13 protein-coding genes are annotated in these 16,033 nt (G+C 60.6%); 2 read left to right on the top strand and 11 right to left on the bottom strand.

Annotated elements, in window-relative coordinates:
- Positions 1 to 90 precede the first annotated feature (90 nt).
- Positions 91 to 300 (top strand): hypothetical protein, encoded by a 210-nt coding sequence (locus AC5SEM_RS02750; RefSeq protein WP_007918615.1) that lies wholly within the window; start codon positions 91 to 93, stop codon positions 298 to 300.
- A 46-nt stretch (positions 301 to 346) separates the two neighbouring features.
- Here the strand turns inward: AC5SEM_RS02750 and pdeM are convergent, their stop codons facing one another.
- From pdeM to AC5SEM_RS02805, 11 genes are all read right to left on the bottom strand, one after another.
- Complete coding sequence (gene pdeM / locus AC5SEM_RS02755; RefSeq protein ID WP_495472124.1) at positions 347 to 1,003, bottom strand: ligase-associated DNA damage response endonuclease PdeM; 657 nt, start codon at positions 1,001 to 1,003, stop codon at positions 347 to 349.
- Positions 1,000 to 3,489, bottom strand: coding sequence for a ligase-associated DNA damage response DEXH box helicase (locus AC5SEM_RS02760; protein ID WP_495472125.1), 2,490 nt, complete (start codon positions 3,487 to 3,489; stop codon positions 1,000 to 1,002). The genes pdeM and AC5SEM_RS02760 overlap by 4 nt, the downstream gene beginning before the upstream one ends.
- Before the next feature lie 196 nt (positions 3,490 to 3,685).
- Positions 3,686 to 4,450 carry an ABC transporter ATP-binding protein gene (locus AC5SEM_RS02765; protein ID WP_007918612.1) on the bottom strand — a complete coding sequence of 255 codons (765 nt, stop codon included), beginning with the start codon at positions 4,448 to 4,450 and terminating at the stop codon, positions 3,686 to 3,688.
- Positions 4,451 to 4,463: 13 nt separating this feature from the next.
- Positions 4,464 to 5,582 carry a succinylglutamate desuccinylase/aspartoacylase family protein gene (locus AC5SEM_RS02770; RefSeq protein WP_077571390.1) on the bottom strand — a complete coding sequence of 373 codons (1,119 nt, stop codon included), beginning with the start codon at positions 5,580 to 5,582 and terminating at the stop codon, positions 4,464 to 4,466.
- Positions 5,583 to 5,595: 13 nt separating this feature from the next.
- On the bottom strand, positions 5,596 to 6,306 hold the full coding sequence (locus AC5SEM_RS02775; protein WP_034154960.1) for an ABC transporter permease: 711 nt from the start codon (positions 6,304 to 6,306) through the stop codon (positions 5,596 to 5,598).
- Positions 6,303 to 7,031, bottom strand: coding sequence for an ABC transporter permease (locus AC5SEM_RS02780; RefSeq protein ID WP_077571391.1), 729 nt, complete (start codon positions 7,029 to 7,031; stop codon positions 6,303 to 6,305). The genes AC5SEM_RS02775 and AC5SEM_RS02780 overlap by 4 nt, the downstream gene beginning before the upstream one ends.
- 56 nt (positions 7,032 to 7,087) lie before the next feature.
- A complete protein-coding gene (locus AC5SEM_RS02785; protein WP_008083900.1) occupies positions 7,088 to 7,870 on the bottom strand; it encodes a transporter substrate-binding domain-containing protein in 783 nt (260 codons plus the stop codon).
- A gap of 351 nt (positions 7,871 to 8,221) precedes the next feature.
- Positions 8,222 to 9,910, bottom strand: coding sequence for an ATP-dependent DNA ligase (locus AC5SEM_RS02790; protein WP_495472126.1), 1,689 nt, complete (start codon positions 9,908 to 9,910; stop codon positions 8,222 to 8,224).
- Complete coding sequence (locus AC5SEM_RS02795) at positions 9,907 to 10,941, bottom strand: ligase-associated DNA damage response exonuclease (RefSeq protein ID WP_495472127.1); 1,035 nt, start codon at positions 10,939 to 10,941, stop codon at positions 9,907 to 9,909. The genes AC5SEM_RS02790 and AC5SEM_RS02795 overlap by 4 nt, the downstream gene beginning before the upstream one ends.
- 704 nt (positions 10,942 to 11,645) lie before the next feature.
- Positions 11,646 to 14,096 carry a penicillin acylase family protein gene (locus AC5SEM_RS02800; RefSeq protein WP_495472128.1) on the bottom strand — a complete coding sequence of 817 codons (2,451 nt, stop codon included), beginning with the start codon at positions 14,094 to 14,096 and terminating at the stop codon, positions 11,646 to 11,648.
- Positions 14,097 to 14,321: 225 nt separating this feature from the next.
- A complete protein-coding gene (locus tag AC5SEM_RS02805; protein WP_150749391.1) occupies positions 14,322 to 14,966 on the bottom strand; it encodes a glutathione binding-like protein in 645 nt (214 codons plus the stop codon).
- Between the two features lie 145 nt (positions 14,967 to 15,111).
- Here AC5SEM_RS02805 and AC5SEM_RS02810 point away from each other — a divergent pair, with 145 nt between their 5' ends.
- Positions 15,112 to 15,669 (top strand): cysteine hydrolase family protein, encoded by a 558-nt coding sequence (locus AC5SEM_RS02810; RefSeq protein ID WP_495473440.1) that lies wholly within the window; start codon positions 15,112 to 15,114, stop codon positions 15,667 to 15,669.
- Positions 15,670 to 16,033 lie beyond the last annotated feature (364 nt).

The raw sequence follows: 16,033 nt of genomic DNA on the forward strand, positions 1-16,033 counted from the left end.
TCGCGGGAATTCTTTGGCGGGCAGACACTCTATGGGGTGTACTGCCCGTTTTTGCTTTCGGCAAAACGGGCCTTCGCCGAGGAGTGCCCTATGAAGATCGATCCGCAAATCACTGCCGAACTGGCAAGGCTCGAGCCCAATCAGATTGGCGTATTGGCCTGGTCCTTGTTGGCGCATCCGCCACTGAGCATGGCCGGCGGAATTCCCGGTCAACCCGATCCCGATACCCCTAACGAACAACCGACCGAGCCGGGTGAACCGACGCTTCCGGACGAGCCGCCACCGGCACCGGTTGCCTGATCTGCATTGAAAACGAATGGCCAGTCAGATGAGGTCTGCAAAGACTTCAACTGACTGGCCATATTTCGTTGTCGCCGATGACAAAAATCCTGCAGCTTTCATCCTTCTCGACCGGATAGCCCCCAGTAAAGGCGCCAAATGCCGGCAGCAGACTGATGCGTTCACCGAGCCTGAAACACGCCAGGCGCAAGCTTTGTCGACCCTTGCCATGTAACCGATAGACCGGGTGCACATGACCCGCCAGCACGTGTCTTTCAGGATGCGGGTCCGGTTCATGCTGCAAGGCGAATGGCCCGAGTAGCAGCGGTTCCGGCACCACCCTGATATTCAGCGATTCGGGCGGATCGCCGGCGCGTTTGTCGTGATTGCCGCGGATCAGCGTCATCGGCAACTCCGCGTGACGCGCACGCCATTGCGCCAGCGCGCTCAGCGTGCCCGGGGCATGAGAGCCGGGCCCGTGGAGGAAATCCCCGAGAAAGATCAATAAGCGGCAGGGCAGCTTTGCCAGCAGCCGGTCAATCACGGCGATATTGCTCGCCGTGGTGCCATGTGGAACCGGTTGACCAAGACTGCGATAAGCCGCCGCTTTGCCGAAATGCACATCGGCAATCAACAAGACCTGCTGCGCGGGCCAGTACAAGGCTTTCTCCGGCAAGAGCCAAAGCTCTTCACCAGCCAGACGCACCGGGTAGGCCGCATTCATCGAGATTTATCCTTGTCGGCGCTATTCTCCAGATCACCGACCATTCGCCTGATCCGGTCAGCGAGTTTTTCCGAACTCATGCTTTCGCGCATGCGTTCCACCAGCAGCGGAAACCCTAGCGGTGTAGGACGTTTAACCTGATGCACGTCCAGTTTCATCCCCTTGATCCGCTCCAATGTCTGTTCCAGGCGACGAATATCCAGTTCTTCCCGTAAGACTTCTTCCCCGGCCTGCGCCAGCAACAGATTGTCGGCGTCGTATTGTTTGAACACTTCGAAAAACAGTCCGCTGGACGCCTGCACCTGTCGGGTACTTTTCGGTGCGCCGGGGTAGCCGGCGAAGACCAGCCCGGCAATCCGCGCGATCTCGCGAAAGCGCCGCAGGGCCAGTTCACCGGCGTTCAGGCTGGCCAGAACGTCCGCTAACAAATCATCAGTATTGAAGAGACCGGTATTCAAATACTCGGCCCAGTCGATTGGCGTAGCGCTGAGCAATTCCAGGCCGTAATCGTTCACCGCGATGGAAAACGTCACGGGCTGCCGTTGACTGACGCGCCACGCCAGCAGGCTCGCCAGGCCCAGATGCACTTGGCGCCCGGCAAACGGGTAGAGAAAAAGGTGCCAGCCTTCGCGGGACTTCAATACTTCGGCCAACAGGTTTTCTGTGGTGGGCAAACCAGACCAGCGCATCTGGGTTTCCAGCAACGGTCGCAACGCCTGCATTTCCGGGCCGACAAACTCGCCTTGCGCCGCCGCACTGAAGCGCCTGACCACGGCTTCGGCCAATTCGTTGGAAAGTGGCATCCGCCCACCATTCCAGCGCGGCACTGCGGCTTTTTTTGCGGTGCTACGTTTGACGTAAGCGGTCATGTTTTCCACTCGCACCAACTCCAGCAAACGCCCGGCGAACAGAAAACCATCACCCGGTTTAAGCCGCGCAATAAAGCCTTCCTCGACACTGCCCAGCTGTTTACCTCCGCCGCCCTTGCTCCAGAATTTCAGCTGGATGCTGGCATCGCTGACGATCGTGCCGATGCTCATGCGATGACGCCGCGCCAACCGTGCATCGGGCACACGCCAGACGCCGTGCTCGTCCGGCTCGACCCGGCGGTAATCCGGATAGGCTGTCAGAGACATCCCGCCGTGGCGTACGAAAGCCAGCGCCCACGCCCAATCGGCGACTGTCAGGTCGCGATAAGCCCAGGCGCCGCGGACTTCTTCGTACAACTCTTCAGGAATAAACCCACCACCGAGGGCCATGCTGACCAAATGTTGCACCAGCACATCAAGCGGTTTGTGCGGCGACAGGCGCGGTTCTATGCGCCGTTGCTCGACGGCATCGCGGGCAGCGGCTGCTTCGGTCAACTCAAGGCTGTGAGTTGGCACCAGCGTTACTCGTGACGTGCGCCCCGGTGCATGGCCGGAGCGCCCGGCACGTTGCATCAAACGCGCGACGCCTTTGGCCGAGCCGATCTGCAGCACGCGCTCGACCGGCAGGAAATCCACGCCCAAGTCCAGGCTTGAGGTGCAGACCACGGCTTTCAAATGGCCGTCCTTCAGGGCTTGCTCGACCCAGTCGCGAGTCTCGCGAGACAGTGAACTGTGATGCAGCGCAATCAACCCAGCCCAGTCCGGCCGCGCCTCCAGCAGCGCCTGATACCAGATTTCCGATTGCGCCCGAGTATTGGTGAACACCAAGCTGCTGGCGCAGGCATCCAGTTCAGCAACGACCTGCGGCAACATCTTCAGACCGATGTGTCCGGCCCACGGAAAACGCTCAATCGCCGGTGGGAGGAGGGTATCGACCTTCAGCGATTTTTCGCTTTGTCCCTGAATGCTGATGCCGCCACCCTGTGGGATCAGCACCTGTTCGGCGTGAGATTGATTACCGAGGGTGGCGGACACGCCCCAGACGATCAGCTCAGGTTGCCAATGCCGCAGGCGGGCGAGGGCCAGTTGCAGTTGCACGCCGCGCTTGTTGCCCAGCAGTTCGTGCCATTCATCGACGACGATCATGCGCAGACTCGACAGCGCGACTTGTGCATCGGCGCGGGCCAGTAACAGCGTCAGGCTTTCCGGGGTGGTGATCAACGTAGTCGGCAGGCGCCGGCTCTGCCGGGCTCGTTCGCTGCTGCTGGTGTCACCGGTGCGCAAGCCGATGCTCCATGGGATCTGCAGGTCATCGACCGGCGTTTGCAGGGCGCGCGCGGTGTCGGCGGCGAGGGCGCGCATGGGGGTGATCCACAGCAAGGTCAGTGGTTCGGCGGGGGCTTTGCGTTTGCGCGGGGCTTCGACAGGAGGCTGCGAGCGCGCGAAGCGATTGAGTGCCGCGAACCACACCGCGTAGGTTTTACCGGCGCCGGTGCTGGCATGGAGCAGGCCGGATTCGCCGTTTTTGACCGCCGCCCACACCTGTTTCTGAAAGGCGAACGGCTTCCAGTCGCGGGCGCTGAACCAGATTTTTGCCAGGTCGGGGGATTTCGCCATGCGGGCTGCGCGCGCTCTGGAGGTGTTCTTCCAGTGACCGCACGGCAGGTCGACAAGTTTGATTTTTCAGGCTGGCACGGTGTGCTTTTTGTAGGAGTGAGCCTGCTCGCGATGACGGTGTGTCTGTCACATCAATGTTGAATGTGTTGACGCTATCGCGAGCAGGCTCACTCCCACAGGGGGATTGTGTACGGCGTTATTTCAGGTTGCCGCTGAGGAATTGCTTCAGGCGTTCGCTTTTCGGGTTGCCGAGCACTTCTTCGGGCGCGCCTTCTTCTTCCACCAGACCTTGGTGCAGGAACAACACCTGGCTGGAGACTTTCCGGGCGAAACTCATCTCATGGGTCACCATGATCATGGTCCGGCCTTCCTCGGCCAAACCTTGAATCACCTTCAACACTTCCCCCACCAACTCGGGGTCCAGCGCTGAGGTCGGTTCATCAAACAACATCACCTCCGGCTCCATCGCCAACGCCCGGGCAATCGCCACGCGCTGTTGCTGCCCGCCGGAGAGAAACGCCGGATATTGATCCGCCACTCGCGCCGGCAAGCCGACCTTGTCCAGATAACGCCGCGCACGATCATCGGCTTCCTGTTTGCTGCAACCCAACACACGGCGCGGGGCCATGGTGATGTTTTCCAGCACGGTCATGTGGCTCCACAGGTTGAAATGCTGGAACACCATTGCCAACCGCGTGCGCAAACGTTGCAGTTCATCAGCGTCAGCGACGTGCATGCCGTGGCGGTCGGTGACCATGCGGATCGCCTGGCCATCGAGGCTCATGGCGCCGTCGTTGGGTTGTTCGAGAAAATTGATGCAGCGCAAAAAGGTACTTTTGCCCGAGCCGCTGGCGCCGATCAGGCTGATCACGTCGCCGGTCTTGGCCTTGAGCGAAACGCCTTTGAGCACCTGATGGTCGCCATAGCTTTTGTGCAGGCCTTCAACGGTCAGTTTGTACATGGGACAGACATCCTCAAGGCGAAAGTAGGTAGCCGCTGCGATAGGCTTCAGCACCCGCAACATGGGCGATGACCATGCCGGCAGTGGCCATGCGGCGTAGCGAGCGGGCGTACATCACGCCGGCACTGGTGCAATGAATAGGGGTGATCCGGTCGTTGATCGGGTCGATGATTTCAGCGATCTGCTGCCCGGCTTGCAGGACTTGCCCGGCCGTGGCGGTGTACACCAGCAAGCCGCCGACCGGCGTGGTCACCGGTTCGACTCCCGCGAGAGGCGTGGCCGGGAACGGCAATGGCGGCTGCGGTTTGGTCTCGCCGACGATCGCATCGGACTGGATCAGGTAGTCGATCAGCGCCTGGCAGTCGCGGCTGGCCAGCGGATGGGTGACGTCACCCTGACCACGCAATTCGACGGTCACCGAGAAACTGCCCAGTGGAATCTCGAAGTGTTCGCCGAAGCGCTCTTTCAATTGCCACCACAGCAGCGTGAAGCATTCGTCGAACGACTGGCCGCCGGAATCGGTGGCCAGCAGGCTCGCCTGCGCTTCGATGTAGCGCGCCAGCGGTTCGACCTGCGGCCACGCTTCGGGCGTGGTGTAAAGGTGCACCACCGATTCGAAATCGCAGTGCAAGTCCAGCACCATGTCAGCGTCGCAGGCCAGCCGTTGCAGGATCAGGCGCTGGGATTGCAGTTGCGTGCTGGCGGTCTGGCGGGCGAGGGCGTTGCGCAGATGTGTGCGGATCAGTTCGAGGTTGTGCTGCGGATCGTCATTCAGCTTGCCCTCGATGGCGTTGCCGATCTCTTCGCTGAGATCGACGAACCAGCGATTGAAATTCTGCCCGCTCTCCAGTTCGTAGCGGCCCAGCGGCACGTCCATCAGCACTTGTTCGAGGCCGACCGGGTTGGCCACTGGCACCAGCACGATTTCGCTGCGCAGGCGCCCGGCCGCTTCCAGCTCGGCCAGACGTTGCTTGAGGTGCCAGGCGACGAGCATGCCCGGCAATTCGTCGGCGTGCAGCGAAGACTGAATGTAAACCTTGCCCTTGGCCTGCTCCGGGCCGAAGTGGAAGCTGTGGATCTGTCGTGCGGTCCCCGGCAGCGGGGCCAGCAAGTCATGGATCAGGTGGCGCATTTGCAGGGTTGTCCTAGTGAGTCGGGCCGAGGAAGGCCAGCCATCGGCGTTCGGCAAGGCGGAACAGGCCGACCAGCGCAAAGGTAATGGTCAGGTAGATCAGCGCGGCGATGCCGAACGACTGAAAGGTCAGGAAGGTCGCCGAGTTGGCGTCCCGCGCAACTTTCAGAATGTCGGGGATGGTCGCGGTGAAAGCCACGGTGGTCGAGTGCAGCATAAGGATCACTTCGTTGCTGTAATACGGCAACGAACGGCGCAGGGCCGAGGGCATGATCACGTAGGCATACAGCTTCCAGCCGGTCAGACCGTACGCCTTGGCCGCTTCGACTTCGCCGTGGTTCATGCTGCGGATCGCCCCGGCGAAAATCTCCGTGGTGTAGGCGCAGGTGTTGAGGGCGAAGGCGAGGATCGTGCAGTTCATCGCATCGCGAAAGAAACTGTCGAGCAACGGTTGCGCACGCACGGCGGCGAGGCTGTAGATCCCGGTGTAGCAAATCAGTAACTGGATATACAGCGGCGTGCCCCGGAACAGGTAGGTGTAGAACTGCACCGGCCAGCGAATGTAGAAGTGCGGCGAGACGCGGGCGATCGACAGCGGAATCGACACCAGAAAACCGATGAAGATCGAGGCGCTGAGCAGCCACATCGTCATTGCCAGCCCGGTGATGTTCTGGCCGTCGGTATAAAGGAAGGCGCGCCAGTATTCCTGCAGAAGTTCGATCATCGTACAGCCTCCCGGGAACCGGCGGCATAACGACGTTCAAGCCAGCGCAGGATGAAATTCGAGGCACTGGTGATCAGCAGATAGATCAACGCGGCGAGAACCAGGAAGTAGAACAGTTGATAAGTGCTTTTACCGGCGTCCTGCGCGGCTTTGACCAGGTCGGCGAGGCCGATGATCGACACCAGCGCGGTGGCCTTGAGCATCACCATCCAGTTGTTGCCGATACCCGGCAGGGCGAAGCGCATCATTTGCGGAAACACCACGTAGCGAAAGCGCTGGCCGCGTTTGAGGCCATACGCGGTGGCGGCTTCAACCTGACCGCGCGGCACGGCGAGGATCGCCCCACGGAAAGTTTCGGTGAAATACGCGCCATAAATGAAGCCCAGCGTCAGCACCCCGGCGCTGAACGGGTTGATCTCGATGTATTCCCATTCCATGTAGTCAGTCAGGGACGTCAGCCAGGTTTGCAGGCTGTAGAAAATCAGCAGCATCAGCACCAGATCCGGCACCCCGCGAATCAGCGTGGTGTAGAGCTGGGCGGGCAGGCGCACCAGTTTGATTTTTGACAGTTTGGCACTGGCGCCGAGCAGGCCGAGCAACACGGCCACCAGCAGCGACAACGCCGATAATTTGATGGTCATCCAGGTGCCTTCCAACAGCAACGGGCCAAAACCCTTGAGGCTGAAGGCTGCGAGCCCCAGATTTTGTAAGAGGTTTTCGAACATAAATCAGCAACCTGAGCGGATGGAAAAGGCGCCCATCGAGGATGGGCGCCGGGGCATTATTTGCCGCTGTACAGATTCAGATCGCCAAAGTGTTTCTTTTGAATCTCGGCGTATTTGCCGTCATCGTGTAACGCTTTGATACCTTTATCTAAAAGCGCCTTCAGCTCAGTGTTACCTTTCTTAATACCGACAGCGGTTTTGGCTGGCAGCAATTCGTTGTCGACCGGCTTGCTGACGTCATAGTCGGCGCCCTGTGGCGACTTCAAAAAGCCCAGTTCGGCTTGCAGCATGTCCTGAATACCGGCGTCGAGACGGCCGGAAGTCAGGTCGGAGTACACCTGATCCTGGTTCTGATAGGCCTGGGTTTTCACGCCGGCCTTGTCCAGCACGGCTTTGGCGTAGGCTTCCTGAATGGTGCCTTGTTCGTAGCCGACGGTTTTGCCCTTCAGCGACGCAACGTCTGCGGTGATGCCGGAGCCTTTTTTCGACACGTAAGCGGTCGGGCCGGAGAACAGTTCGCTGGAGAAGTCGATGACTTTTTCGCGGGCCGGGGTCACGGTCATCGACGAGATCACGCCGTCGAATTTGTTGGCCTTGAGGCCCGGAATCATGCCGTCGAAGTCACTTTCGACCCACTTGCACTTGACCTTCAGTTCGGCGCAGATCGCGTTGCCCAGGTCGATGTCGAAGCCCACCAGGCTGCCGTCGGCCGCTTTCGACTCAAACGGTGCGTACGAAGGGTCAACGCCAAAGCGCAGCTCTTTGTATTCCTTGGCCAGCGCGGAGCCAGCGGCCATGCACAACGCCAGTGCAGAAAGGGTCAGCAATGCTTTTTTCATTATTCAATCCCTAAGAACCAATATGAGCGCTTGTGGCGCAGAATTATTGTTACTGGAACGCGTACGACCTATAGAAAGTAGCAATTTCCGAACCAGAGTCCCGAACAAGTGTTTTAAAAGGTGAGGAGAGCTACAAGATCAATGGATGAGTGCACGAAAACGGGCGCGGCAGAAAGCGTGCACAGATTTGTGGCTTGTCGGGGGCAGGCAAGCAGATGGTTGATCGTTCCCACGCTCTGCGTGGTAATGCAGCCCGGGACGCTCCGCGTCCCCTCCAAGGCCGAACGCGGAGCGTCCGTTGAGGCATTCCCACGCGGAGCGTAGGAACGATCAATGTCCCGGGAAACGGGGTCAGGCCAGCAGATCCTGCAGGGTGGCAAGGCTATCCGCCTCATCCACGGTCTTGTCCTGACGCCAGCGCAGCATCCGCGGAAACCGCACGGCAATCCCGCTCTTATGCCGCCGCGACAGGGCGATGCCTTCGAAACCCAGCTCAAACACCAGGCTCGGCTTCACACTGCTCACCGGGCCGAATTTCTCCACGGTGGTCTTGCGCACGATGCTGTCGACCTGGCGCATTTCCGCATCGGTCAGCCCGGAATAGGCCTTGGCAAACGGCACCAGCGCGCGTTGGCTGGACTCGGGCGGGCCGTCCCACACGGCAAAGGTGTAATCGCTGTACAAACTGGCCCGCCGACCATGCCCGCGCTGGGCGTAAATCAGCACCGCATCGACGCTGAACGGATCGACTTTCCACTTCCACCAGACGCCCATGTCCTTGGTGCGGCCAACCCCGTACAGCGAATCCCGCGCCTTGAGCATCATCCCTTCAACGCCCAGCCGCCGTGAGGCTTCGCGCTGGCGGGCGAGGTCGAACCAGTCGCTGCCGGTCAGCACCGGCGAGGCCAACAGCACCGGGCTGTTGCAACGGGCGATGACCTCTTCCAGTTGTGTACGGCGTTTGGCCTGCGGCTGGTTGCGCCAGTCTTCGCCCTGCCATTCCAGCAAGTCGTAGGCGAGCACTACCACCGGTACGTCTTCGAGGATTTTCTTGTCGAGGTTTTTGCGGCCGATGCGTTGTTGCAACAGGGCGAAGGGTTGCACCGCGGGAGGTTCAGTCGATTGCGGATCGAAGGCGTCTTCAGTGCGCGGATGCGTGCTTTTCCACACGACGATTTCGCCGTCGATCACCGTGCCGTCAGGCAGTCCGTGCACCAGCACGTCCAATTCGGGAAAGCGCTCGGTGACCAGTTCCTCGCCCCGCGACCAGATCCACAGCCGGCCTTCACGCTTGACCACTTGTGCGCGGATGCCATCCCATTTCCATTCAATCTGCCAGTCGCTGGCCGGACCAATCAGCGCGTCGAACTCTTCAACCGGTTGCGACAAGGCATGGGCGAGGAAGAACGGGTAGGGCTGACCGCCGCGCTGGGCATGTTCATCGCTGGACTCAGGGGCGATCAGTTTCAGGTAGCTGGCGGCGCTCGGCCGGTTGGACAGATCGGTGTAACCGACCAGACGCTGCGCCACGCGCTTGCTGTCCAGTCCGGCCATTGAGGCCAAGGCCCGGGTGACCAGCAATTTCGAGACGCCAACGCGGAAACTGCCGGTGATCAATTTGATGCACAGCATCAGGCTCGATCGATCCAGTTGCGCCCACAGGGCGGGCAGTTGGCGGCTGAGGAACTCCGGGGTTTTCCCGCGCAGCGGCAGCAGTTTGTCTTCGATCCATTCGGCGAGGCCAGCGTCGGAACTGTGCGGGTTTTCCGCGAGTACCAGCGAAATGGTTTCCGCGAGGTCGCCGACTGCTTGATAACTTTCTTCGAATAACCACGGTTCCAGGCCGGAAATCTCGACAGCCAGTTCGCGCAGGATTCGCACCGGCACCAGTTGCCGGGGCCGGCCACCCGACAGAAAGTACACGGCCCACGCGGCGTCATGGGGTTCGGCCTGGGCGAAGTAGGTCTGCATCGCCGCCAGTTTGGCGTTGCTTGACGTGGTCGCGTCGAGTTCGGCGTACAACTCGGCGAATGCTCTCATGCTGGCATCTCGGCGATGGTCGGTTCGGCAGCGATGTTTTCTTCTTCGTCATCGCCGTATTCAGTGTTGAAACCCTGGGCGTCCAGACCCTGTTCGCGCAGATGCCGCACCAGCACGCCAATCGAGCCGTGGGTGACCATCACCCGTTCCGCGCCGGTCTGCTCGATGGCCCAGAGCAGGCCGGGCCAGTCGGCGTGATCGGAGAGCACGAAACCACGATCGACACCGCGCCGCCGGCGGGTGCCGCGCAAACGCATCCAGCCACTGGCAAACGCGTCGCTGAACTCGCCAAATCGACGCATCCAGCTGCTGCCTCCGGCCGAGGGCGGGGCGATGACCAGGGCTTGGCGCATGATCGGGTCGCTTTTTTTTACGTCACCGGCGTAGATCGTCGGCGGCAGGTACACGCCCGCCTCGCGGTAGACCCGATTCAGCGGCTCGACCGCACCGTGGCTGAGGATCGGGCCGAGGCTTGCGTCGATGCCGTGGAGAATCCGCTGGGCCTTGCCGAACGAGTAACAGAACAACACGCTGGCCTTTCCAGCGGCGATATTGGCGGCCCACCACTGATTGATCTCGCTGAACACCTGCGCCTGTGGCTGCCAGCGATAGATCGGCAGGCCGAAGGTCGATTCGGTGATAAAGGTGTGGCAGCGCACCGGTTCGAATGGGGCGCAGGTGCCGTCGGGTTCGATTTTGTAGTCACCCGATGCGACCCAGACTTCGCCGCCGTATTCCAGGCGTACCTGTGCCGAGCCGAGCACATGCCCGGCGGGGTGAAAACTCAAAGTGACGCCGTGGTGCGTCAGGCGCTGGCCGTAGGCGAGGGTTTGCAGGTTGATGTCCTGCCCCAGTCGCGCGCGCAGAATCCCTTCGCTGGCGCTGCTGGCGAGGTAGTGCTGGTTGCCGATACGGGCATGATCGCCGTGGGCATGGGTAATGACCGAGCGCTCGACAGGGCGCCACGGGTCAATGTAGAAATCCCCGGCAGGGCAATAAAGACCTTCGGGACGGGCGATAACAAGGTCCATGTCGTTACCAGAAATGGGGGGCTTGTTAGCTATGAGGTTGGCGCGTGTCCGGAAGTTCTATCGACTTTGAAGAGCCACCCTCACCCCAGCCCTCTCCCAGAGGGAGAGGGGGCCGACCGAGGTGTCTGGCGAGCTACATCGACCTGAAAAACCGAGCAAATTCCGGATTCGGCAGTGCCCGTTCAGGTCGGCGTATGACTCAAGCAACCCCCAATCAGTCCCCTCTCCCTCGGGGAGAGGGCTAGGGTGAGGGGCTTTTGATTTACAAGGCTGACCGAGATGCCCGACGAGTTGAACCGAGCAAATTCCGGATCCGGCAGTGCACGTTCAGGTCGGCGTATGACTCAAGCATCCCCCAATCAGTCCCCTCTCCCTCCGGGAGTGGGCTAGGGTGAGGGGCTTTTGATTTACAAGGCTGACCGAGATGCCCGACGAGTTAAACCGAGCAAATTCCGGATCCGGCAGTGCCCGTTCAGGTCGGCGTATGACTCAAGCAACCCCCAATCAGTCCCCTCTACCTTTGGGAGAGGGCTAGGGTGAGGGGCTTTTGATTTACAAGGCTGACCGAGATGCCCGACGAGTTGAACCGAGCAAATTCCGGATCCGGCAGTGCACGTTCAGGTCGGCGTATGACTCAAGCATCCCCCAATCAGTCCCCTCTCCCTCCGGGAGAGGGTTAGGGTGAGGGGCTTTTGATGTACAGCTTATTTGCCGGGAGTAAGCGTCAGGCGGGCCTTGCCATAAACCCGGTCAAAGTTCTGCGGCTGCATCGGCAGACCGATGTATTGCCCCTTCAGCCACGCATCGATGCCATTGAGGTAATTCGGGCTGACCGGATTCCCCGATTGCCCCGTACCGTTCTGCCCCATCAGCGGCTCAGCCTGGCCGAAGTCGACGATGAAACGCATCGACGGCGCACGCGTGGTGGTGAAGTCCTGCCCCCAAGCGAACGCCGAAGTGTTCAACGTGGTGTGATCGCCACCGGCCGCCAGCGGCCCGCGCACGGTCTGACCATTGCTGTTCTTCCAGGCATAATTGTGCAACTTGCCCCACTGCCAGGTTCTGTGATCGCCACCCAACTGACTCTCGCCAGCGCTGATTGCCGCGGCGAAGCTGCGCGCGAGAATCAGCGCTTTGTCTTCTTTCTGTGGCGTACGAATGTCATCCCAGAACGGACTGTCCTCGCGTCCCAACAGATGGTCAGCCTGCGCCGCGTAGGACAAATCACCATTGGCGATAAACGCTTTCCACGCCGGGCTCGATTCCGGGCCGAGTTCGTCGAGGAAGATCTGCTTCATGCTTTCCTGCAGGAACAACTCATAGATCGCCGCATCTGCCGAGGTCGGGCTGAGTTTGCCGTCGAACGCCATCAACCGTGTAAACGCTTCACGCGCCTTGCTGCGATCCGCTTCCGGCAGGGCATCGATCGCCTGTTTCAGCGGTTGTTTCATGCCCGGCTCTTCGAAGACCTTCTTCAACTTGGCGGCAAACGTGGTGGTCTGGTCGTATTGCATGGCGATCACGCTGCGGCTGTCGTGCTTGCCGCTGCCAGCCAGCTCCGCCAGACGTTCGCCACGTTCCGGTGCGGCCCACGAGTTCGACAATTGCATGCCGTAACCGTGAGGAATCACGCGCTGGTTGGCGGTGCCGAGCCAGCCTTGCGCCGGGTCCTGATCGTACGGGTGCAGCATCGGGTCGGCGTAACCGTCCCAGTCATAGCGACCCTCCCAGCCCGGCGACGGCAGCAGGCCTTCGCCTTCCCGGCGATTCGGGAAACGCCCGGTGACCTGCCAGCCAATATTGCTCGCATCGGCGAACACCAGATTCAGTGCGATAGCGCGAATTTCACGGCTGGCATCCGAGGCACGTTCAACAGTTTGCGCACGGGTCAGATCAAAAAACGCATCCAGCGATTTGTCATCGGTGAAGCTCGGCGTCTGCAAGGCCAGGCCGAAACCGTTGCCTTGCGCCGCTGCCTGAGCACTGTTGAGCAGCGCGCCGTGGCGGGTTTCGTACACCGCTTCCCGAATCGGTCGCTGGCCTTTGACGAAGTAGGTTTCGTTGCGCACGCCCAGCGGCTGCCATTTGCCGTTGACCTCGTAGGTCAAACTGCTGCCCTGACGACGGATTTTTTCCAGGAACAGGTCCTGGTTATCGCCGAGCACGCTGGTCATGCTCCACGCCACTTTACCGTTGAAACCTCCGAGGACCAGCGGCAAACCGGCGACGGTCACGCCAGCGGCCTGATATTTCGGTGCGCGGATCTGCACGAAGCTCCACAGCGACGGTGCGGCGAGCGGGCCATGGGCGTCGCTGGCCAGCAGGCTCTTGCCGCTGCGGCTGCGTTGTGGGGCGATCGCCCAGTTGTTCGAAGACGGAGTGCCGAGCAGGTTCAGCGCCGACAGTTGCTGGCTGGCGCTGCTCAGCTCGGTCAGCCCCGGAATTTGCCCGTTGAGCTTGAGACCTTGCAGCTTGTCGGCCTCGGCCAGTGGCAGGTTTTCGTCGGGTGCGGACGGTGTCAGCCAGGTGAGTTTGTCCGTGGTCACGGTTTGTGCGAGCACCAGCGAGGAAATCTCTTCCGGCAGGTTGGCCGACTGGCTGAAATTCAGCAGGGCGAAAATCAGCGCCGAATCTTCCGGTTTCCAGTACTCAGGCTTGTAGCCGCTGGAGGCGAGATCGCCCGGCAGTTTGTCGGCGTAGCGGAACAGATAGGCGTTGACGCCCCGTGCATAGACTTCGAAGAAACGCTTGAGGCGTGGCGACGAGGCTTTGTACAGCTCAGCGGCGCTTTTCTTCAGATTGACCGCGCGCATGTAGCGGTCGGCATCGAGCATCGATGCGCCGGACATTTCCGCCAGACGGCCCTGAGCGAGCAGGCGCAGGGTGACCATCTGGTTGATGCGGTCGCTGGCATGGACGTAGCCGAGGCTGAACAGCGCGTCGTGGAAAGTATTACTTTCGATCAACGGCATGCCCATGGCATTGCGGCGCACCGACACGTTCTGCGCCAGGCCCTTGAGCGGTTGCACGCCGGAGGTCGGCGGGAGGGTGTCCTGAGCGTTCCAGGTCTGGCAACCGGACAGGCCCAAAACACCGGCCACTGCTGCGGCAACGCCGAACCGGGGAAGAAAATGAGTAAGGGCTGGCGAGGCCATGGCAAAGCTCCTGCGGGGGGTAGCGTCAGTAAAGGCGCTACGTTAGTGAGCAGGAGGTGGCCGCGCAAGCGGGCGACAGAGTTATTTCTTCAGTTCTCGACGATCGTTCCCACGCGCAGCAAAGGAATGCCTCAACGGACGCTCTGCGTTTGGCTTTGAAGGGACGCAGAGCGTCCCGGGCTGCATTCCCACGCAGAGCGTGGGAACGATCAGAATCAGGGCGGTTCAGGATTTGGGTGGATTGATTTTCTGCACCAACGCGTAGGCCTTCACTGTCGCCGGGCGATCCTTGATGTGGTTGAACCAGCGCTGCACATGCGGGAAGTCTTCGAGGTTCTGGCTCTGCCATTTGTGCGAGACGATCCACGGATAGATCGCCATGTCGGCAATGCTGTATTCGCTGCCGGCGACGAATTCGTTATCAGCCAGCTGCTTGTTCAACACGCCATACAACCGTGCGGTCTCGTCGATGTAGCGCTTGATCGCGTAGGGGATTTTCTCCGGGGCGAACTGGCTGAAATGATGATTCTGCCCGGCCATCGGCCCCAGTCCGCCCATTTGCCAGAACAGCCATTGCAACGCCGTTTGCCGACCGCGCAGGTCTTTGGGCAGAAACTTCCCGGTCTTCTCCGCCAGATACAGCAGGATTGCCCCGGATTCGAACAGCGACAGCGGTTCGCCGCCATCGGCAGGCGTGTGGTCGACGATGGCCGGGATGCGATTGTTCGGGGCGATTTTCAGAAAGTGCGGCTGGAACTGCTCGCCTTGGCTGATGTTGATCGGGTGCACGTTGTACGGCAGGCCGGCTTCTTCGAGGAACAGGGAGATCTTGTGGCCGTTGGGGGTGGTCCAGTAATACAGGTCGATCATGGAAAACTCCAAAGCTGAAATGGACTTGCGTGCGGACAGCAAACGCCGGCGTCAGGTCGTCCCGTGTGCGTTCGATAGCTTGCTTAACAGGAAGAGGTGATGCTGAACTGCGCAGAATTCAATGACCCGCGTGAGAAAAATCGCCATGGAGCTTCGGGCCAACGCTGCACTGATCATCATCGACCAGCAAAAAGGCATCCTCGAGCCGCGTTTGGGGCGGCGCAATAATCCTCAGGCGGAAGAGCGAATCCTTGAATTGCTGGGGCTTTGGCGGCATAGCGCGAGGCCGGTGGTTCATGTGCAGCACCTGTCGCGGGAGCCGGATTCGGTGTTTTGGCCTGAGCAGGACGGGGTGGAATTTCAAGAGAGGTTTTTGCCGCAGGACGGTGAATGGCTGATTCAGAAGCAGGTGCCGGATGCGTTTTGTGCCACCGGGTTGGAGGCGCGGTTGCGGGAGGCGGGCATCTGCCAGTTGATCATCGTCGGTGTGGCGACCAACAACTCGGTGGAGTCGACAGCGCGCACGGCGGGCAATCTTGGGTTTGATGCGTGGGTGGCCGAGGATGCGTGCTTCACCTTCGACAAGGCCGATTATTTCGGCACATTGCGCACGGCGGAAGAGGTGCACGGAATGTCGCTGGGGAATTTGCACGGGGAGTATGCGGCGGTGGTCAGCTGTGCACAGATTTTGGCAGCAGGCTGAAAAGGACTCAGTGAATGTGCCGGCCCCTTCGCGAGCAGGCTCGCTCCCACAGGGGATTGCATTGCAACTGAAGAAACCCGCTCACCTGTAGGAGTGAGCCTGCTCGCGATAGCGGTTTTTCATGCGACAACGATGTTGCATGTGCCGGCCTCATCGCGAGCAGGCTCGCTCCCACAGGGGATTGCATTGCAACTGAAGAAACCCGCTCACCTGTAGGAGTGAGCCTGCTCGCGATAGCGGTCTGTCAGTTGCCAAGGATGTTGAATGTGCCGGCCTCATCGCGAGCAGGCTCACTCCTACAGGTATTGCATTCCAACTGAAGGAACTCGATTGACTGTGGGAGCGAGCCTGCTCGCGAAGGCGG

It is taken from the genome of Pseudomonas sp. CH61, assembly GCF_059429415.1.

Bases quoted from the DNA above. Each gene is read 5' to 3' on its own strand.
- AC5SEM_RS02810 (WP_495473440.1), top strand. From the start codon at position 15,112: ATGGAGCTTCGGGCCAACGCTGCACTGATCATCATCGACCAGCAAAAA.
- AC5SEM_RS02760 (WP_495472125.1), bottom strand. From the start codon at position 3,489: ATGGCGAAATCCCCCGACCTGGCAAAAATCTGGTTCAGCGCCCGCGAC.
- pdeM (WP_495472124.1), bottom strand. From the start codon at position 1,003: ATGAATGCGGCCTACCCGGTGCGTCTGGCTGGTGAAGAGCTTTGGCTC.
- AC5SEM_RS02790 (WP_495472126.1), bottom strand. From the start codon at position 9,910: ATGAGAGCATTCGCCGAGTTGTACGCCGAACTCGACGCGACCACGTCA.
- AC5SEM_RS02800 (WP_495472128.1), bottom strand. From the start codon at position 14,096: ATGGCCTCGCCAGCCCTTACTCATTTTCTTCCCCGGTTCGGCGTTGCC.
- AC5SEM_RS02805 (WP_150749391.1), bottom strand. From the start codon at position 14,966: ATGATCGACCTGTATTACTGGACCACCCCCAACGGCCACAAGATCTCC.
- AC5SEM_RS02750 (WP_007918615.1), top strand. From the start codon at position 91: ATGAAGATCGATCCGCAAATCACTGCCGAACTGGCAAGGCTCGAGCCC.
- AC5SEM_RS02795 (WP_495472127.1), bottom strand. From the start codon at position 10,941: ATGGACCTTGTTATCGCCCGTCCCGAAGGTCTTTATTGCCCTGCCGGG.
- AC5SEM_RS02770 (WP_077571390.1), bottom strand. From the start codon at position 5,582: ATGCGCCACCTGATCCATGACTTGCTGGCCCCGCTGCCGGGGACCGCA.
- AC5SEM_RS02785 (WP_008083900.1), bottom strand. From the start codon at position 7,870: ATGAAAAAAGCATTGCTGACCCTTTCTGCACTGGCGTTGTGCATGGCC.
- AC5SEM_RS02780 (WP_077571391.1), bottom strand. From the start codon at position 7,031: ATGTTCGAAAACCTCTTACAAAATCTGGGGCTCGCAGCCTTCAGCCTC.
- AC5SEM_RS02765 (WP_007918612.1), bottom strand. From the start codon at position 4,450: ATGTACAAACTGACCGTTGAAGGCCTGCACAAAAGCTATGGCGACCAT.
- AC5SEM_RS02775 (WP_034154960.1), bottom strand. From the start codon at position 6,306: ATGATCGAACTTCTGCAGGAATACTGGCGCGCCTTCCTTTATACCGAC.